Source organism: Lysobacterales bacterium (genome assembly GCA_014946745.1).
Taxonomy (GTDB): Bacteria; Pseudomonadota; Gammaproteobacteria; order Xanthomonadales; family Xanthomonadaceae; genus Aquimonas.
Genome location: JADCRD010000001.1, coordinates 2,991,727 through 3,009,653, shown reverse-complemented (window position 1 = coordinate 3,009,653; position 17,927 = coordinate 2,991,727). Strand labels below are relative to the sequence as shown.

Sequence of the window (17,927 nt, the reverse complement as noted above, 5' to 3'; positions counted from 1 at the left end):
CGTTCAGTAGGTCAACTGAATCCGGAACTGGAACAGATCGGGGTTGTCGACCACGCCGCGGCGGCGGCTGTCGACGTGGGTGTAGTTCGCCAGCAGGCGCACGTTCGGGTGCACGTACCAGGTGGCGCCGGCCGTCCAGTCGCGCTCGACGCCGCCCAGCACCGGCGCGTCGTCCAGGTCGACCCGGCTGTAGCGGACGAACAGCTCCCAGGGCGTCTCGCCCTCGCCGGCCTTCGGTGAGCCCACCACGCCGGACTTGTAGCTGCGGGCGTGGCCGGTGGGCGACCAGCTCAGCAGGGCATAGCTCGCGTCCGAGCTGAAGTCGCCGAGGCCGGAGCGCGTGCTGCGCCCGATGGCGTGCTCGGCCTGGATCGACCACGCGTTGTGCAGCCACAGCGCTTCGGCCGCGAAGCGCTGGTTGGTATCAACACCAGCAAAGGTGCCGGTATCCACCAGGGACACGCTTGCGATGCCCGACTCTGGACGGGTGCTCCAGCGCGCGCTGTCCGCGCGTGGATCGTCCAGCGCGAGCGAGGCGCCCAGATGCAGAAGCCCCGCGCTGTCGCGGCGCAGCACGCGCGTGTAGCGCGCTGCCAAGCCCGTGCCCTCGAAGCGACCGTCAAGCCGCTTGTCGAACAGCGAGATATCGAAGCTGTGCCGCTCGTCCGACTGCCCGTAAGCGATGCCGAGTCGTCGCGCCACCGCGTAGGTGGTGGCCAGCGACTGCTCCATCAGCGGCGTCTGCCGCTCGTTGATCACATCGTCGAGCAGAAAGGGATGCTTGAACTGGCCGAAGCGCAGGTGTCGACCGCCGCTGAGAAAGATCTGCAGGCTGGCTTCCGGAGCCGTGCGCTCTTCAACATCATGCTCGGCGCGCAGCTGCCAGCGTTCGCCGGAGCGGATCGTGACGCCGATGCGCGCGCGGCGGAAGTCGCGCGCGTCGGGAAAGCTGCGCGTGTCTTCATCCACGCGCAGCCAGTCGTAGTTGGCACTGAGTGTGGGCGTAAGTGTCCAGCCTTGGGGCAGCGCTTGGGCCTGCACAGTTGAACAGCCGAGGCCTGCGCACAGCGCAAGGCTCAGCAGCGAAAGGGGGCTCTTCATCGTGCGCGCCTCGTCGGGGTCTGGTGTGCCTGCGCTGCTAGTGCAAGAGCTGCGCCTTGACGTTGCGCTGATGCGCTGACGGATTCGCGAGGCTTGCGCAGCCGCGCCGTGCCCGAGCTGCGCGTAAGTGCCGCGGCTGCAAGCGGATGCCCACGCATCGACTCTGGCGCAGCCGCAGCCGCAGGCGCAGGCGCTGCCGCTGCTTCTGCTCGCGCTATCGCGTGCGGCGTCGCGTTGACACATCGGCGTGCGATGGTCGAGAGGCGGAGCGTAGATGCTGTCTGCGAGAGCGTCGCCTTGAGGCAACGCTGAAGATCTCAGCGTCGCCGCGTGGCGGCCGAACGAGTCTGGACCTGTGCTGGACTGGTGACCACGGATTGAGGCCAGGATGGACGTGATCCGTCTTGCCTTGGGTGCCGCCCTCGCGCCGCGAAGACTACGCCCAGGATGGGCGTGCGCAACGCCGTCGTACTCAGGCGCCGCGCCACATCGAATGGCGTGCCGCGATTGCCCTCAGTGGGGCTCACACCGATGCGACGTAGGCCTGCGCCCGGCCGCCTGGCGGCATGGGCGCTGTGGACGGTTGAGGGGTGGTGCGTGAACTGCGCGGGCCGCGGCTCGGCGGCGGCATGCGCGGCCCCAAGCCGCCGCGCAAGCGGCCCTCAGGCTGCGGCGTCGGTCAGGGACATGTCGCGGCCCAGCATCATCGGCTCGATGTCGAGCAGAAGCAGCATGCGATTGGCCACGGTGGCGACACCCTTCAGGTGGCGCGTATCGACGGCGCCGCCGAGATCCGGCGACGGCTTGATGTCGGTCGCCGGCAGACGCACCACATCGGACACGCTGTCAACCACGATGCCGACCACGCGGCTGCCGAGATTCAGAATGATCATCACCGTCAGCTCGTCGTACTTGGCGTGGCCCAACTCGAACTTCAGCCGCAGATCGACGATCGGCACGATGACGCCGCGCAGGTTGATGACGCCCTTGATGAAGTTCGGCGAATCCGGCAAGCGCGTGACGTTCTCGTAGCCGCGGATCTCCTGCACCTTGAGGATGTCGACGGCGTACTCCTCATCGCCGAGGCTGAAGGTCAGGTACTCATCGCCGATGCCGGCATGGGCTTCAGTGGCGGCCGCGGTGGCCTTGGCGATATCGGTGCTCATGCATGCAGTCTCCGTGTATGGGGGCTAGCTGGGTAGGCGGAAAGCCGCAGCGGACTGTACGAGGTCTTGGGCCTGGTCCTCCAGCGAACGCGCGGCAGCCATCGCTTCTTCGACGAGGGCCGCGTTCTGCTGGGTCATTTCGTCGAGCTGGCCAACCGTCTGGTTGACCTTTTCGATGCCGCGGGACTGCTCGCCCGATGCTGCTGAAATCTCGGCGATCAGGTCAGTCACCTGCTTCACCGACTGCACAATCTGCTGCATGGTGGCGCCCGCGTCGTTCACCAGGCGAGCGCCGGCGCCCACCTTGTCCATCGAGTTGCCGACCAGCTGCTTGATCTCCTTGGCGGCGTCGGCCGAACGCTGCGCGAGTGCGCGAACTTCGGTGGCGACCACGGCGAAGCCGCGTCCGGCCTCACCGGCGCGAGCGGCCTCGACCGCGGCGTTCAGCGCCAGAATGTTCGTTTGGAAGGCGATGCTGTCGACGGTGCCGATGATGTCGCCGATCTGCTTCGACGCTGTGCTGATCTCGCCCATCACCCGCACCACGCCATCCACCACCTGGCCGCCCTTGACGGCGACCTCTGCGGCGCCAGCGGCCAGCACATTCGCCTGACGCGCGCTTTCGGCGTTCTGCTGCACGGTGGCGGTCAGCTCGGTCATCGAAGACGCAGTCTGCTCCAGCGACGCCGCCTGCTGTTCGGTGCGGTTCGACAGGTCGATGTTGCCCGCGCTGATTTCGCCCGCGGCGGTGTTGATGCTGTCGGCCGCGGCCTGGATCTGGCCGACGATCTCGCGCAGGTGCTGGATGGTGGCGTTGGTATCCGACGTCATCTCGCCGAACACGCCGTCCATCTGCACATCGATGGTGTGCGAGAGGTCGCCGTGGGCCAGCGCTCCCAGCACTTCGCGAATCTCGCGAATGCCCAGGTCGACCTTGCTGATGAGTTGGTTGAGGCTGCCGGCCAACAGGGCGTAGAAGCCGCTCTTGCCCTCGGCCTGCATGCGCACGGCCAGATCACCGCCGGCGGCCGCGCCGACCACCGAAGCCACTTCGCGCTCGATCTGACGCTCGATCGTGCGGTCCTGCCATTCCGCGACCAGGCCCAGGGCCTCGCCCTGTTCATCGCGCACCGGCGACAGGCTGAGCTCCAGCACCACCTCGCCGTAGCTGAGTTCGCGGCGCTGCGATCCGCTCAGCCCGGCCGCGAACGCGCCGACATCGGTGCGGCCGTCGGAGAACACCGACAGCGGGCTGCCGATCAGGGCCTCCGGGTCGAAGTCCGGGGTGACCGCGCGGATCGCTTCGGCGCGCTGGGCCAGGAGCCGCTGCGCCACCGGGTTGGCGTAGCCGATGCGAAGCTCGTTGTCGGCGATGAGGGCGCCCACGCTGGCCTGGTCGAGGGCGAGACGAATGCCCAGATTCTGCTTCGCGATGCGGCGCTCGGCCTCCATCCGTTCCTTGATCTGCGCACTCATGCGGGTCATCGCGCCATAGAGGCGACCCACTTCATCCTCGCGGTCGGTGCGCAGCGCCACGTCGAGGTTGCCGGAGGCGACGGCTTCGACCGCCTGCACGGCCTCGCCCAGGGGTTCGGTGACCAGACGGCGCGCGATCCAACGCAGGCCCAGCACCAGAAAGGCCAGCGCCAGCACCGCCAGCACCGACATCGTGCTGAGCAGGCCCAGCGCCGCGCTGATGGCCGCGCTGCGCGACTCCAGCGCCACCAGACGCCAGCCAAAGGCTGGGAAGTCGCGGACCTTGGCCACCATGGTCTGCGCTTCGCCGCTGCGCGACTTCAGGTCCAAGCGATATTCCTCCTCGACATCGCCCGTCGCGAGTGCTTCGAGCGCGGCGCGCAGATCGGCGTCCTCCAGGTCGGCGATCCGCTGCCCCTGCAGTTCCGGGTGCAGCTCGATCAGGCCGAAGCTTTCGCCTTCGCGCACGTTGATCGCGATGAAGTAGCCGTCGACGCCCAGTTCGGTTTCGCTCAGCGACTGTTTGAGCGCTTCGAGGGTCTCGGCGTAGTCGAAGGCGACCCCGAACGCCGCGACGATCTCGTCGCTGGCGCCGGTGGAGGGGTCGAAGTAGCTGACCGGGCTGTAGTAAGCGATGTAGTTGGTGCCGAACAGATCGACCTGGCCGCTCCAGTTTTCGCCGGCCAGCAGGGCCGCATGGGCCGGATGATCCTCGGGCAGCGTGCTGCCGATGGCTCGGAATGCGGAGTCGTCGCGCAGGTTGGTGCTGATGCGAACGAAGCGCCCTTCATGAAGCTGTATGATCATCGCGACGCCGTTGGTGGCCAGCTCGAAGCGGTCCACCGGGTCGTCATTGCCGTTCAGCAGGGTCTCGCCCATGTACAGCGCGGGCAGCTCGAGCTCGCCAGCCGCATGCATCTCGTCATCCATGCGTTCGACGTCTTCCTCGGGCAGGAAGGCGAGGAAGGTGTCGTACATGCGACTGGCGCTGTCCCGCAGGGTGTTGTCGTAGGTGGCGAGCAGGCGTTCGCCGACGTCGAGCGCGGTATCGAGCTGGTCCACCGAGCGCTGGGTCAGCGCGCCTGCGGCTCGCCAGCCGACCACGAGGGTGGTGCTGGCCAGCACCGTGAGCACGCCCGCAGCGACCACGGTGGCCAGCCGCAAGCCCAGCGAACTGCGGAACAGCGTCGAGGCCTGACGCACCAGGCCGCCTTGGCGCAGGCGCTGCCAGGCGCGTCGGGCGGTGGGGATCAGCCGCTCGCGGGCCGCGCGGAGCGCGGCGGCGATTCGAGTGACTGCAGGGTGTGCCATGCGTTCGGTTCCCGGCTGCGGGGGCGCCGCAGCGATCGCGCTGCGGCCACCGTGGGAAAGCGGCGAGGCGGCCTCAGGCCGCGGCGCTGGTGGCCAGCGCTCGAACCAGGCCACCGATGTCGACAATCAGGGCCACGCGGCCGTCGCCCAGGATGGTGGCCCCCGACACGGCAGGAATACGTCGGTAGTTGGCTTCGAGGTTCTTGACGACCACCTGCTGCTGGCCCAGCAGCTCGTCGACCACCAGCGCCAGCTTTCGGCCGGCGCCTTCGACCACCACGACCAGGCTGCTCTCATCCAGGCGCGCATCGCCCAGGCGATAGAACTCGGCCAGATTGACCAGGGGCAGGTAGTCGCCGCGCACCTTCAGCACCTTGCCGCTGCCGTGCACGCTGCGGATCTCCTGCAGATCGGGCTGCATGGCTTCGATGACGTAGCCGAGCGGCAGGACGAAAGTTTCTCCACCCACCGCAACGGTCATGCCGTCGAGGATGGCCAGTGTCAGCGGCAGTCGGATGGTGACGCGGGTGCCCTCGCCGGGGTGGCTTTCAATGTCGATCTCGCCGCCCAGCTCGGAGATGTTGGACTTCACCACGTCCATGCCAACGCCACGCCCCGACACGTCGGTCACCTGTTCAGCGGTCGACAGGCCGGGGTGGAAGATCAGCTGCCAGACGTCGGCATCGGCCATGCCTTCATGGGCGGGCAGGCCGCGCTCCATCGCCTTGCGCAGGATGCGCTCGCGGTTGAGGCCGCGGCCGTCGTCGGTGATTTCGATGACGATGTGGCCGCCCTGATGCGAGGCGCCCAGCTCTACCGTGCCGACCGGATCCTTGCCTGCAGCCTCGCGCTCTTCGGGCGTTTCGAGCCCGTGGTCGACCGAGTTGCGCACCAGATGCACCAGCGGGTCGACGATGCGTTCGATGACGCCCTTGTCCAGCTCGGTGCCCTCACCGAAGGTGCGCAGGTTGACCTTTTTGCTCAGTCGCGTGGCGAGGTCGCGGACCATGCGCGGGAAGCGCGAGAACACGAACTCCACCGGCAGCATGCGCACGCTCATCACCGCTTCCTGCAGGTCGCGGGTGTTGCGGTCCAGCAGGGTCAGGCCGTTCAGCAGCTTCTCGTGCTGGCTCGGGTCAAGGCTGTGCGACTGCTGGCGCAGCATGGCCTGGGTGATGACCAGCTCACCGACCAGATTGATCAGCGCATCCACTTTGGAAATGCTGACGCGAATCGAGCTGTCGACCTCGGCCGCAGGGCGCTCGGCCTTGGCGCCCGCTGCGCCTGGTTTGGCGATGTCCTTGCGCTCGCCGGCCTGCGGCATCGGCACGATGTCGGCGCTCTTGGCCGGCACCGGCAGCGCTTCAGCGGCGGTCGCGACCGGAGCTGCGGGTGCGGCGACGGGCGCAGGCGCGGGTGCGGCGGGCGCAGGTGCAGGCGCAGCCGATGTCATCGCCTCGATGCTGAGGTCGCACTCGTCTTCGACCCAGGCGAAAGCGTCGGCGATGGCCGCCTGCTTGACGCTGGCCGGCAGGGTCAGGGTCCAGCGCAGGTACGAGGTCACTGCCTCCAGGGCGTCGAGCGCGGGCAGCTGCGAGGCATCGCATTCCGACGTCAGCCCACCCAGGCGATCGAGCTCGCGCAGAATGCGCAGCGGGTCGTTGCCGGTGATGAACAGATTGGGATGGGGGGCGAAGCTGACGCGCCAGCCGCTCGATGCGGGGGCCGCGCTGGCGGCTGCCGGTGCGCCTGCCGCCTTTGGCGCCGCTGCGGCCGGAGCACCGGCTTCAAGCAGGGCGGACAGGCGGCGGTTGAGCTCGGCGCAGGGGGCTGTGTCGTCGGGGTCTCCGGTCTCGGCGGCCACCAGCAGGTCGCGCAGCACGTCGACCGAGGCCAGCAGCGCGTCCGACAGCTCGGGGCTGATCTCCCGCTTGCCCGCGCGCACCTGATCGAGCAGGGTCTCCAGCAGATGGGTTGTGCCGGTAATCGCGGAGAAGCCGAACGTGGCTGCGCCGCCCTTGATCGAGTGGGCCGCGCGGAAGATGGTGTTGATCGTGTCCGGATCGTTGCCCGACGACTCCAGGCTGAGCAGGCCGGACTCCATTGCATCGAGGCCTTCCCGGCTTTCGGCGAAGAAGACCGCCTGGAACTGCTTCATGTCGATGGGCATGGCGGCCTCACCCCATCACTTTGCGGATGGTCGCGATCAGCTGGTCGGGGTCGAAAGGCTTGACGATCCAGCCGGTGGCACCGGCGGCCTTGCCTTCCTGCTTTTTGTCCATGCCGGCCTCGGTGGTCAGCATCAGCAGCGGCGTGAACTTGTAGTCGGGCAGCTGGCGCAGGTGCCGGATCAGGGTGATGCCGTCCATGTTCGGCATGTTGACGTCAGCGACGACGCAGTTGAACTTCGCGCCTTTCGCCTTCTCCAGTGCGACCACGCCGTCTTCGGCCTCTTCGACCTCCCAGCCGGCGGAACGCAGCGCGAAAGCGACCATCTGCCGCATCGATGCGGAATCATCCACGGCCAAAATGCGTGCACCACTCATTGCGCGTACTCCGTATGCGTATCAGGGGGAGGACCAACCGAACAGGCCGCCCAGGCCGCAGATGCGCGCCGCGGCCTTGAACTCGTCCGAGGGATTTTCGATCTGGGTTTCAAGCCCGGCGCCACGCCGCTGCAGCACCAGGGCGGCGAGCACCTGCAGCGAGGCCGCGTGCAGGCGATTGACCTTGCTGCCGTCGAGCTTCAGCGGCTTCTTGCCCTTGGCCTCACCGCGCAGCTGTTCCAACAGGGGCTCAGCGGCTTCAATGCCGAGGTCTTCGGGGATCTGGATCGTGCTCATGGCGGTGCTCAGGGCCTCGATGCGTGGTCTGCCGCGAACCGCGGTAGCCCGTGACGATGCTTAGGCAAGTGGCGTGCCGGGCGGTCTGTGACGGGATTGCGGCGCTTGAGAGCGGGGATTGGGGATTAGGGATTGGGGATTCGGAGGAGCGTGCGCACGCGAGGCTTGGGGTAACGGGCGCTCGGCCGTCCGGGCTGGCCGGGAGGCATGGCGCGGCGAGGCCTGCTTCAACGAATCCCGAATCCCGAATCCCGAATCCCGAATCCCCGCTTCACCGAAGAAAGACCGTCGCATCCAGCAGCACGCTCATGTGGCTGCCGTGGCGGGCGATGCCGATCAGGGCTTCGCGGGGCAGGGCGGGGATCGAGCTCACCGGGTTCTCGACGGCGCGCTCGGACAGCGAGATCACTTCGGCCACCGCGCTGACCAGCAGCCCGACGGTTTCTTCTTCGGTTTCCAGCACGATCACGCGCGAGGCTTCGGTCAGCGGCTCGTGCGGAAGGCCGATGCAGGCGCCGAGATCAATCACCGCGATGATCTGGCCGCGCAGGTTCATCACCCCCATCACGTGCGACGACGCGCCGCGCACCGGCAGGATGTCCGGCACGCGCTGCACTTCCTGCACCTTCAGCAGCTCGACGGCGTAGCTCTGCCCGCCCATCTGGAAGCGCAGCCAGCGGTGGAACTTCTCGACCGCGATCGGGGCGTCTTCGGACACCTCCACCTGGCGCCGGCGCGCAAGCCGGCGGCGCATGGCTTCGCTGCGCTTGGCCAGCTGCGGCTTCAGCACGCCGTGCTGCGGCGGCACCTCGGCGGGGCCCGGCAGGGGCGCACGGCTGGGCAGTGGGGGCGCGGCCGCCACAGCCGCCTGACGTGCGCTGCGAGCGGCTTCGGCCGCCGCCTCGAAGGCGGCTTCGAGTTCGTCCAGCTCGCTGTTGCCCGCGCTCTTGGGCGGGGCGGCAGGCGTCTGCTGGAACACACCGGCCTTTTTGGCGTCGGCATGGGCCTGTTCGAACACGGCCTCAAGCTCGTCGAGGGGATCGCCCAGCGGCGCGGCGGGCGCGGCTGTGGTGGGCGCCTGGTTGAACACGCCAGAGGCCTTCGCCGCGGCATGGGCCTGCTCGAACACGGCCTCAAGCTCGTCGAGGGGATCGCCCAGCGGCGCGGCGGGTGCGGGTGTGCTGGGCGCCTGGTTGAACACGCCGGCCGCCTTGGCTTCGGCGTGGGCCTGTTCGAACACGGCCTCAAGCTCGTCGAGCGGCGCGCCGAGCGGTGCGCTGACGACTGCGGCAGCGGCAGCGGCAGCGGCAGCGGGCGCTGCGGCGGCCTGCGGCGCGTCGGTCTGCGCCGGCGGTTGCGGCGGTGGCGATGCCGGCTGCTCCGGCCCTGCAGCGGCCGCTGAAGGGCCGACCACGGGCTCGGCTGCCGCGGATGGCTCGCCGAGCAGGGCGTCGAAGTAATCGTCCAGTGTGGGTTTGCCGTTCATGGCGTGCTGCCTCGGGTGGGGGCGTCGGCGGCGGCCTTCAGGTCAGCGGTCACCAGCCAGTCGGTCAGGCGCATGTAGGCGCTGGCGCCGCGCGCGCTGGCGCCGAGCGATGACGGCGTCAGCGCCTGCCGGCTGGCTTCGCGCAGCCGGGTATCGACGGGGATCTCTTCATCCCACACGGCCTCGCCGTGGCGGTTGCGCAGCTCGCCGAGGCTGTCGACGGCAGCGCGGGTGCGCTTGTCGAACAGGGTGGGCACGATGCGCACCGGCACCGGAGCGCGGCGCGAGCGCTGCACCATCTCGGCGGTGCGCAGCATCGCGTTCAGCCCATGCAGAGCCAGCGGTTCGGTTTGCGTGGGAATGATCAGCGCATCGGCGGCGGCCAGCGCGGCGACCATCAGCACGCCCAGCGTCGGCGGGCAGTCAAGCAGGGCGTAGTCGTAGCGATGCTGACCGGCAAAAGCGCGGACCAGCGCGCGCCCCAATCCCTGGCGCGTGGCGCTCTGCCGCTCCAGCGTGGCCAGCCCCGGCTGGCCGGGCAGCAGATCGAGCCCCGGCTGGCCGCTGGGCGTGGCCAGCGTTACCAGCGGCGGCGGCACGTCGGCGAACAGTTCGAACACGCCGGGCGGGGGCGGATCCTCAGGAACTTCCAGCCAGCGCGAGAGCGAGGCGTGAGGATCGAGATCAACCATCAGCGTGCGGAATCCACGCTCGGCCAGACAGGCGCCGATCGCGAGCGTGGACGTGGTCTTGCCGACGCCGCCCTTCTGGTTGGCAATGCACCAGGTGCGCATGGCTTACGGGCCCTCCTGCGGGGGGGTGAGTGCGTCTTCGGCGTCGCTGCGGGCGAGGATCACCAGCACGACGCGACGGTTGGCGTTGCGGCCGCCTTCGCTGAGGTTGTCGGCCACCGGCTGGAACTCGCCGTAGCCGACCACGGTGAGCCGGCCCGGGGCCACGCCGGAGCCGACCAGCACGCGGGCGATGCTGGCCGCGCGCGCCGCCGACAGTTCCCAGTTGCTGGGAAACAGCGCGGTCGCGATCGGCACGTTGTCGGTATGGCCTTCGATGCGGATCAGGTTGGGCGCGTCGCGCAGCACCTGGGCGACGCGGGTGACCGCGGCCAAGGCTTCCGGACGTGGCGCCGCCGAGCCGGAGGCGAACAGCATGTCGGACTTGATCTCGACCTCCAGCCAGTCACCCCGCCGGTACACCTGCACGATGTCTTCGAGGATCAGGGTGTCGAGCGCCTGCTCGATATCGCTTGCGATGGCCGACAGCGCGTCGCGCGAGCGGCCTTGCTGCAGAGCGTTCTCGCGGGCGCGCTGGTCCAGCCAGCGCTGGCGCTCCTCCTCGGGCAGGCTTTGCGCGATCCGTTCGGCGACCAGGCCCATCGGCAGCTGGCTGCCGATGATCGAGCGCGCATCGAGCCGGGCTCCGTCGGGCTGCAGCTCGCCGAACTGCACCGGGAGAATATGTTTGCCGGGGCCGCCGAAGGCCTCCGACAGCGAGTTCGACACCACCCGGTACTTGCCCTCGTTGACCGAGGAAATCGAGTACATCACGACGAAAAAGGCCAGCAGCAGGGTCACGAGGTCGCCGTAGGGAATCGCCCAGGCCTCGTGATTGGCGTGCTCTTCGTGGCTGTGTCGACGGCCCATGGCGACTCGCAGGCGGCAGGTGCGGGCCTACCCTGCAAGCGGCGCGCCGCGGCCGCCACGGGCGCGGCGGCGACTCACGGCAGGTAGCCCTGCAGGCGCGATTCGAGATTGCGCGGATTCTCGCCCTCGGCGATCGCAATCAGGCCTTCGATGACCAGCTCGCGGGTGCGCGCGCGCTGGCGGATCACCGACTTCAGCTTGGCCGCGACGGGCAGGAAGAACAGGTTGGCCGAGGCGATGCCGTAGATGGTCGCGGTAAACGCCGCCGCGATACCCACGCCGAGCTTGGACGGGTCCGCGAGGTTCTGCATGACCGCCATCAGGCCCAGCACCGCGCCGATGATGCCCAACGTGGGCGCATAGACGCCCATGCCTTCGAACACCTTGGCGGCCGCCAGATCGGTCTGCTCCTGGCTGGTGAGATCGATCTCCAGCACTTTGCGCAGGGTGTCGGGTTCGTTGCCGTCGACCAGCATCTGCAGGCCCTTGCGCAGAAACGGGTCGGACAGCTTGCCGATGTCGTTCTCAAGCCCGAGCAAACCGTCCTTGCGTGCGCGCGTGCTCCAGTTGACGATCTGGGTGAGCAGCTGGCGTCCGGGATCTTCGGGCGGCTTGACGATCCACACGAAGATCTGCAGCGCGCGGCGGAAGGTCCGCATGGGCGTCTGCACCAGGATGGCGGCGAGCGTGCCCACGATGACGATGATGAAGGCCGCCGCCGACCACAGCGAGGACAGGCCGGCACCCTTCGCGACCGCACCGCCGATGATGGCGACGAGGCCCAGCACAATGCCGATGACACTCAGGATATCCATGCGGAACGCTAGCGGCCTTGGCGCTCGGGGCTTGAGGGTGGGGAGATCATCGGCAGCGTGGCGAGGCGGTCGGCGTGGGGCCTAGACCGCGTTCTGCAGGCCGGCGATGTCGAGGATCAGCGCCAGATTTCCGTCGCCGGTAATCGTCGCGGCGGCCAATCCGGTGAGCCCGCGCAGCGACTGCGGCAGCGGCTTGACCACCACTTCCTCGCGCCCGCGGACCTGGTCGACCACGATGCCGAGCTTGCGGTTCTGCGTCTGCACCACCACCACGCCCGCGTCCTCGGTCGAGACCGGCTTGCCCAGCCAGCGCCGCAGAAACACCAGCGGAAAGGTCTGCTGTCGCAGGTCCAGCACCTCGTGGCCGTCGATGAAGCGCACCAGGCTCTCCCGATACTTGAACACCTCCAGCACGTTGGACAGCGGCAGCGCGTAGGGCCGACCCGCAGCGGTCACCATCAGCGTGGGCAGGATCGCCAGCGTCAGCGGCACGCGGATCACGAAGCGGGTGCCTTCGCCGCGGGTGGATTCGATCAGCACCTGACCATTCAGCTCGGCCAGCTTGCTCTTGACCACGTCCATGCCGACGCCGCGGCCGGAGATATCAGTGGCCTGCTCCTTGGTCGAGAAGCCCGGCAGAAAGATCAGCTGCAGCGCCTCGGTGGGCGAAAGCCTGGCTGCGGTGTCGGCATCGATCAGCCCCTTCTCGCGCGCCTTGGTGCGCAGCATGTCGGGGTCGATGCCACCGCCGTCGTCGGCGACGATGATGACGATGTGGTCGCCCTCCTGCTGCGCCGACAGCTTGAGCGTGCCGGCGCGGGGCTTGCCGATCGACTCGCGGCGGTCGGGCGCTTCGATGCCGTGATCGATCGCATTGCGCACCAGGTGGATCAGCGGATCGGACAGCGCTTCGACCAGGTTCTTGTCCAGCTCGGTGTCTTCGCCGATCAGCTGGACGTTGACTTCTTTCTTCAGCGTGCGGGCGACATCGCGCGCGACCTTGGGGAAGCGCGAGAACGCGCGCCCGACCGGCTGCATGCGCACGCGCATCACCTCGGCCTGCAGGCGTGCGGTGACCACGTCGAGGTTGGAGACAGCGCGCTCCATGTCCTCGTCGCGGGTGCGTCGACGCAAGGCCTTCAGACGGTTGCGCGCCAGCACCAGTTCGCCGACCAGGTTCATCAGCCCATCGAGACGCTTGGTGTCGACGCGCACGCTGCTCTCGGCCGGCGGCGCGGCCTTGGCTGCGGCGCCACTCGCGGCTGCGGGCGACGGTGGCGCGGGCGCGGCGGATGGGCGCGGCGTCGGCGTCTGCACCGGCGTTTTCGGCAGCGGCGTGGGCTTGCCGGCCGGCACCTGCTGCGCGGCCTGGAACATGTCGACCAGCGCTTCGAACTCGTCCTCGGTAATGCTCTCGCTGCCGTTCGTCTTGGCTTTCGCTGGCGTGGCGGCCGGCGTCGGCGCGGGCTTGGCGGGTGCGGGCGCGGTCGGAGCGCTCGCATCCGGCAGGGCAGCGATCCGGATCGCGTTCAACAGGTGTTCGGAGGCACGCTCCGCTGGCGCGCCGCCGCGCAGCGCGGCCAGCTGGCCGGAGAGATGGTCGAGCGCGCCCTGGGCAAGGTCGAACAGCTCGCCGTCGACCGCGAGGCGGCCCTTGCGCAGCAGGTCGAAGAGTTCCTCGACGCCGTGGCAGAGCTCTACCAGCGGGGAGAAGTTGAGAAAGCTGGCCCCGCCCTTGATGGTGTGGAAGCCGCGGAAGATCGCGTTCAGCAGATTGGTGTCCTGCGGCTGGATCTCCAGCTGCACCAGCTCATCCCCCAGGCGCTCGGCAATCTCACTGGCCTCGACCAGGAAGTCCGCGGCGATGTCGTCGTGTCCGCTCATGTCAGAGTGCCCGTCAGAGTCCCAGACCGGCCAGCAGGTCATCGGCGTCGTCCTGGCTCACGCCATGACGGTCGATGCCTGGCAGGGCCGGGCCCTGCGCTTCGATGCCGGTGTCACGGCGCTGCTCAGGCATGCCCAGCGCATGGCTGATCTTGCCGATCGCCTGCTCGACCTGCTGCACCAGGCCGACCACGCGCTTGATGGTCTGGCCGGTGAGGTCCTGGTACTCCTGCGCCAGCGCGATGCTCGACAGATTGCTGCGCACGCTCATCAGTTCGTTCTCGACGGCCGAGTCCAGGCCCTGGCTGCGCAGCATGTCGATGCGGTTGCGGCAGTCCTCGACGAGATCGAGCGTGCGGTGGGTGGCCTCCTCCGTGGTTTGCACCACGAAGCTCAGCCGCGCGCGCGCATCCGGCAGCTCTTCGCCCGCCAGCGCGCCCAGGCGCGCGTCGATCGGCAGTTTGGCCAAGGCGCCGGTCAACTCGCGGGCCAGCCGGTCGATGGCGGCGTAGATCGGCCGCGAGCGCCACTGGGCCAGCGACTCGATGCAGCTGCGGTAGAGCGTGTCGTCACCCTGTTCGAGTGCGCCCAGCGCCGCATGCATCAGGTGCAGCAGGTGCTCGCGCTCTGCTGCGGAAGCGTTCATGCGGCGCTGCCCATGCGTTCGAAGATCTTCTGCAGCTTTTCCTGCAGGGTCTGGGCGGTGAACGGCTTGATGATGTAGCCGTTCACCCCGCTCTGCGCGGCTTCGATGATCTGTTCGCGCTTGGCTTCGGCGGTGACCATCAGCACCGGCAGATGCGCCAGCTTGGGGTCGGTGCGGATCGACTTCAGCAGCTCGATCCCGGTCATGCCCGGCATGTTCCAGTCGGTGATCACCAGGTCACAGGGGGCTGAACGCAGGTGCGCCAGCGCGCTGTTGCCGTCCTCGGCTTCGGAGGTGATCTGGAAGCCGAGGTCGTTGAGCAGGTTCTTGACGATCCGGCGCATCGTTGAGAAGTCATCGACGATGAGGATCTTGATGTTCTTGTCCATGGGAGACGGCTCGTCAGGAGAGGATCGTGGGTAGGGACGGGGTCAGTCGGCTTCGACGGGATCCTGGATCCAGTCGGCTAGGCGGGAGCGCAGGCGCACCAGAGCCTGCCCATGCAACTGGCAGACCCGCGATTCGGTGACGCCAAGCACCGCGCCGATCTCGCGCAGGTTCAACTCCTGCTCGTAGTACAGGCTCATCACCAGCTGCTCGCGCTCGGGCAGCTTGCCGATCGCTGCCGCAAGGTCGTTGGCGAAGGCCTCGCGCTCGACGCCCACGGCCGCCGAGCTGGCGGCGGTGCTGGTCGGCAGGCGCAGTTCGCCCGATTCATCCGCATGCGCATCGATGCTGAGCACCTGCCCGCGCGAGGCATCTTCGAGCAGACGGTTCAGCTCTTCGACCGGAATCTGCATCGCCTGCGCCACATCGACGTCGCGGGCGGCGCGGCCGGTTCTCTGTTCAATCGCGGCCGTGGCGGCGGTCAGTTCGCGCACGCGACGGTGCACGCTGCGCGGCACCCAGTCACCGCGCCGGATCTCGTCCAGCATGGCGCCGCGGATGCGGATCGAGGCATAGGTTTCGAAGGCCGCGCCTTGGCTTGCGTCGTAGCTGCGCGAGGCTTCGATCAGGCCGATCATGCCGGCCTGGATCAGGTCGTTGACGTCAACGCTGGCCGGCAGTCGCGCCACCAGGTGGTGGGCGATGCGCGCCACCAGGGTGCCGTGCTGGGCCACGGTCTCGTTGGCGTCCGGTCGGCGGACCGCGCGGTATTCGGCTTCCGCCTGCGACATCACACATGCGCCTCGGGCGGAGCGACCAGGCGCTCCACGAAGAACTCGACCGGGCCGCGCGGGCCGCTGGGCGCGCTCCACTGGTCGATGCGACGGGCGATGCCGCGCAGGGCGTGCGCGGAGGGGCAGGCCGGAAAGGCCTCGACGACCGCCTGCTGGCGCTGGATCGCGCGGCGCAGCCACTCGTCGTGGGGAATGATGCCAAGCAGGCTGACGGTGACGTCGAGGAAGCGGTCGGTGACGCGCGAGAGCTTGTCGAACAGCTCGCGCCCTTCGGCCGGGCTGCGCACCATGTTGGCGAGGATGTGCACGCGGTTCACGCCGCGCTCGCGCGAGAGCACCTTGATCAGCGCATAGGCGTCGGTGATCGAGGCCGGTTCGTTGCAGACCACCAGGATCACGTCCTGCGCGGCCTGGGCGAAGGTCAGCACGCTCTCGTGGATGCCGGCGGCGGTGTCGACCACCATCACGTCGACCTCGCGATCGAGCTCGGAGAACGCGCGGATTAGGCCGACCTGCTCGGGCGCCGACAGCTCGGCCATCGCGCGCTTGCCTGAGGCCGCGGGAATCACGGCGAGCCCGTGCGGCCCTTCGAGAATCGTGTCCTGCAGCTGGCAGCGGCCTTCGATGACGTCGGCCAGGGTGAAGCGCGGCGACAGGCCGAGCAGCACATCGACATTGGCCAGGCCGAGATCCGCGTCGAGCAGCATGACGTGGCGCCCGGCATCGGCCAGGGCCACAGCGAGGTTGACCGACACGCTGGTCTTGCCGACGCCGCCCTTGCCGCCGCTGACGGCGATCACCCGCACGGGCTTCACCCGTGGCTTGCGCAAGCCCTGCGCCTGATCGTCCATGGGGGCATCGGCGCGGGCATCACCCTGCGACATGCTCGATCTCCTCGTGCAGGTGGCTGCTGCCGCGGCGCTGCTCGGTCACGCGCAGGGCGAGGCGGTGGGCCTCGGCGCGGTGGATGTCTTCGGGCACGCGCTGGCCGTCGGTGAGGTAGCTGATCGGCAGGCCGTGGCGCACGGTCACGCCGAGCGCGGCGCCCAGGCGGCCGGTCTCGTCGACCTTGCTCAGCACGACGCCGCGCGGCCGGGCGATGCCGAAGCGGCGCACCACTTCGTCGAGGTCGTCCGCGTGTGTGTTGGCCGGCAGCACCAGCTGGGTATTGACGTGGCGCAGCTTGGCCAGCGCCGACAGCTGCGCGCCGAGCGCGAGATCGCGGTGCGAGAGCCCCGCGGTGTCGACCAGCACCAGCCGGTAGTCGCCGAGGCGGTCCAGGGTTTCGCCCAGCTCGCCCGGGTTGGCGACTTCGATCACCGGCATGCCGAGTAGGCGTCCGTAGGTGAACAGCTGCTCGCGGGCGCCGATGCGGAAACCGTCGGTGGTGACCAGGGCGACGTCGCGGGCGCTGTGCTGGGCGGCGTAGCGCGCCGCCAGCTTGGCCAGGGTGGTGGTCTTGCCGACGCCGGTCGGGCCGACCAGGGCGACCACGCCGCCGTGGGCGATGGGCTCGTCCTCGCAGACGCGCAGCGACTTCGCGAGCTGGCCCAGCAGCAGTCCGCGCGCGCGCTGCGGATCGAGGTCGGCGGGGATGCGCTCGACGATGCCGCGAGCGAAGCCCTCATCGCAGCCGTAGCCGGCGAGCTCCTCGAAGGCCGCCGCGCGCGCCGGCGACAGCCGCATGCGCTGGTCGGAGAAGCGCTCCAGCTCTTTCTTGAGGCTGTCGCGCAGCAGCGCCATCTCGCGCTTCATCTCGGCGATCTGCGGGTCTTCCACGCAGAGCTGGGCGACCTGGTCGGGGATGCGGGTGAGTCGGCGCGCGGCCGCGCGCTCGACCTGGTCGATGGCGGTGATCGGCCGCTGTGGTGACTCTACTGCAGCCAGCTGCGTGCGCGGCGCCGGTGCGACGGACACGGCAGCCGGTGCACGCGGGTTCATGGCTTCCGCTCGCGCCACCGCCGCGACTTGCGCGGCCTGCGGCGGCAGCAGACGGTCTGGCGGCGGCGGGGGCGCCGGCGGGCTGATCAGGGCGCTGGGCGCGCGTGGCGCTTCGGTGCGGGGCGCAGGCGCGACCGCAACCGCAGCGGCGGCCGGTGCTTCGCTGGCCGCTTCGGCGGCGCGGCGTGCGGCCGTCAGCGACTGCTGGACCAGCGACTCGTCGTAGTCGGTGGCGCTGACCACCTCGACGCCGCCCTCGACGCGACGGTTCGACAGGATCACCGCATTCGGGCCCTGCTCCTCGCGCACCAGACGCAGCGCGGTGCGCATGTCCTGGGCAAAGAACCGTTTGATCTTCATGAGCGCTTTCCGCCTGTACTCGTGGACTCGAATGCCGCGCTGGGCGCCTGCCCCGC

The 17,927-nt window shown here is 68.9% G+C and carries 16 protein-coding genes; all 16 read right to left on the bottom strand.

What is annotated here, in order from left to right:
- Positions 1 to 3 precede the first annotated feature (3 nt).
- The 16 genes from H4O13_12085 to flhF all read right to left on the bottom strand — a co-directional run bounded on the left by H4O13_12085 (position 4) and on the right by flhF (position 17,871).
- A complete protein-coding gene (locus tag H4O13_12085; GenBank protein MBE5316126.1) occupies positions 4 to 1,101 on the bottom strand; it encodes a hypothetical protein in 1,098 nt (365 codons plus the stop codon).
- Positions 1,102 to 1,763: 662 nt separating this feature from the next.
- On the bottom strand, positions 1,764 to 2,267 hold the full coding sequence (locus H4O13_12080) for a chemotaxis protein CheW (GenBank protein ID MBE5316125.1): 504 nt from the start codon (positions 2,265 to 2,267) through the stop codon (positions 1,764 to 1,766).
- A gap of 24 nt (positions 2,268 to 2,291) precedes the next feature.
- Entirely contained in the window at positions 2,292 to 5,054 is a 2,763-nt protein-coding gene (locus tag H4O13_12075; protein ID MBE5316124.1) for a Cache 3/Cache 2 fusion domain-containing protein, read from the bottom strand.
- Between the two features lie 73 nt (positions 5,055 to 5,127).
- Positions 5,128 to 7,224, bottom strand: a complete 2,097-nt coding sequence (locus H4O13_12070) for a chemotaxis protein CheA (protein MBE5316123.1) — start codon at positions 7,222 to 7,224, stop codon at positions 5,128 to 5,130.
- 7 nt (positions 7,225 to 7,231) lie between these two features.
- Entirely contained in the window at positions 7,232 to 7,600 is a 369-nt protein-coding gene (locus tag H4O13_12065; protein ID MBE5316122.1) for a response regulator, read from the bottom strand.
- A 21-nt stretch (positions 7,601 to 7,621) separates the two neighbouring features.
- On the bottom strand, positions 7,622 to 7,897 hold the full coding sequence (locus H4O13_12060) for an STAS domain-containing protein (protein MBE5316121.1): 276 nt from the start codon (positions 7,895 to 7,897) through the stop codon (positions 7,622 to 7,624).
- Positions 7,898 to 8,168: 271 nt separating this feature from the next.
- A complete protein-coding gene (locus tag H4O13_12055) occupies positions 8,169 to 9,383 on the bottom strand; it encodes a chemotaxis protein CheW (GenBank protein MBE5316120.1) in 1,215 nt (404 codons plus the stop codon).
- Positions 9,380 to 10,177 carry a ParA family protein gene (locus H4O13_12050; protein ID MBE5316119.1) on the bottom strand — a complete coding sequence of 266 codons (798 nt, stop codon included), beginning with the start codon at positions 10,175 to 10,177 and terminating at the stop codon, positions 9,380 to 9,382. Before H4O13_12050 ends, H4O13_12055 begins: the two co-directional genes overlap by 4 nt.
- 3 nt (positions 10,178 to 10,180) lie before the next feature.
- Entirely contained in the window at positions 10,181 to 11,044 is an 864-nt protein-coding gene (gene motD, locus H4O13_12045; GenBank protein ID MBE5316118.1) for a flagellar motor protein MotD, read from the bottom strand.
- Positions 11,045 to 11,118: 74 nt separating this feature from the next.
- Positions 11,119 to 11,859 (bottom strand): flagellar motor protein, encoded by a 741-nt coding sequence (locus H4O13_12040; protein ID MBE5316117.1) that lies wholly within the window; start codon positions 11,857 to 11,859, stop codon positions 11,119 to 11,121.
- A gap of 81 nt (positions 11,860 to 11,940) precedes the next feature.
- Positions 11,941 to 13,743: a chemotaxis protein CheA gene (locus H4O13_12035; GenBank protein MBE5316116.1), complete on the bottom strand. Its 1,803-nt coding sequence runs from the start codon at positions 13,741 to 13,743 to the stop codon at positions 11,941 to 11,943.
- A 13-nt stretch (positions 13,744 to 13,756) separates the two neighbouring features.
- The gene (locus tag H4O13_12030) at positions 13,757 to 14,389 is read right to left on the bottom strand and encodes a protein phosphatase CheZ (GenBank protein ID MBE5316115.1); all 633 of its coding nucleotides are present in this window, start codon (positions 14,387 to 14,389) and stop codon (positions 13,757 to 13,759) included.
- Positions 14,386 to 14,778, bottom strand: a complete 393-nt coding sequence (gene cheY, locus H4O13_12025; protein ID MBE5316114.1) for a chemotaxis response regulator CheY — start codon at positions 14,776 to 14,778, stop codon at positions 14,386 to 14,388. The genes H4O13_12030 and cheY overlap by 4 nt, the downstream gene beginning before the upstream one ends.
- Positions 14,779 to 14,820: 42 nt before the next feature.
- Positions 14,821 to 15,567, bottom strand: coding sequence for an RNA polymerase sigma factor FliA (locus H4O13_12020; GenBank protein MBE5316113.1), 747 nt, complete (start codon positions 15,565 to 15,567; stop codon positions 14,821 to 14,823).
- Positions 15,567 to 16,421, bottom strand: coding sequence for a MinD/ParA family protein (locus H4O13_12015; GenBank protein ID MBE5316112.1), 855 nt, complete (start codon positions 16,419 to 16,421; stop codon positions 15,567 to 15,569). Before H4O13_12015 ends, H4O13_12020 begins: the two co-directional genes overlap by 1 nt.
- A gap of 19 nt (positions 16,422 to 16,440) precedes the next feature.
- Entirely contained in the window at positions 16,441 to 17,871 is a 1,431-nt protein-coding gene (gene flhF, locus H4O13_12010) for a flagellar biosynthesis protein FlhF (GenBank protein ID MBE5316111.1), read from the bottom strand.
- Positions 17,872 to 17,927: the final 56 nt, after the last annotated feature.

Bases quoted from the DNA above. Each gene is read 5' to 3' on its own strand.
- motD (MBE5316118.1), bottom strand. From the start codon at position 11,044: ATGGGCCGTCGACACAGCCACGAAGAGCACGCCAATCACGAGGCCTGG.
- H4O13_12035 (MBE5316116.1), bottom strand. From the start codon at position 13,743: ATGAGCGGACACGACGACATCGCCGCGGACTTCCTGGTCGAGGCCAGT.
- H4O13_12080 (MBE5316125.1), bottom strand. From the start codon at position 2,267: ATGAGCACCGATATCGCCAAGGCCACCGCGGCCGCCACTGAAGCCCAT.
- H4O13_12055 (MBE5316120.1), bottom strand. From the start codon at position 9,383: ATGAACGGCAAACCCACACTGGACGATTACTTCGACGCCCTGCTCGGC.
- H4O13_12060 (MBE5316121.1), bottom strand. From the start codon at position 7,897: ATGAGCACGATCCAGATCCCCGAAGACCTCGGCATTGAAGCCGCTGAG.
- cheY (MBE5316114.1), bottom strand. From the start codon at position 14,778: ATGGACAAGAACATCAAGATCCTCATCGTCGATGACTTCTCAACGATG.
- H4O13_12065 (MBE5316122.1), bottom strand. From the start codon at position 7,600: ATGAGTGGTGCACGCATTTTGGCCGTGGATGATTCCGCATCGATGCGG.
- H4O13_12020 (MBE5316113.1), bottom strand. From the start codon at position 15,567: ATGTCGCAGGCGGAAGCCGAATACCGCGCGGTCCGCCGACCGGACGCC.
- H4O13_12070 (MBE5316123.1), bottom strand. From the start codon at position 7,224: ATGCCCATCGACATGAAGCAGTTCCAGGCGGTCTTCTTCGCCGAAAGC.
- H4O13_12030 (MBE5316115.1), bottom strand. From the start codon at position 14,389: ATGAACGCTTCCGCAGCAGAGCGCGAGCACCTGCTGCACCTGATGCAT.
- H4O13_12075 (MBE5316124.1), bottom strand. From the start codon at position 5,054: ATGGCACACCCTGCAGTCACTCGAATCGCCGCCGCGCTCCGCGCGGCC.
- H4O13_12085 (MBE5316126.1), bottom strand. From the start codon at position 1,101: ATGAAGAGCCCCCTTTCGCTGCTGAGCCTTGCGCTGTGCGCAGGCCTC.
- H4O13_12040 (MBE5316117.1), bottom strand. From the start codon at position 11,859: ATGGATATCCTGAGTGTCATCGGCATTGTGCTGGGCCTCGTCGCCATC.
- H4O13_12050 (MBE5316119.1), bottom strand. From the start codon at position 10,177: ATGCGCACCTGGTGCATTGCCAACCAGAAGGGCGGCGTCGGCAAGACC.
- H4O13_12015 (MBE5316112.1), bottom strand. From the start codon at position 16,421: ATGGACGATCAGGCGCAGGGCTTGCGCAAGCCACGGGTGAAGCCCGTG.
- flhF (MBE5316111.1), bottom strand. From the start codon at position 17,871: ATGAAGATCAAACGGTTCTTTGCCCAGGACATGCGCACCGCGCTGCGT.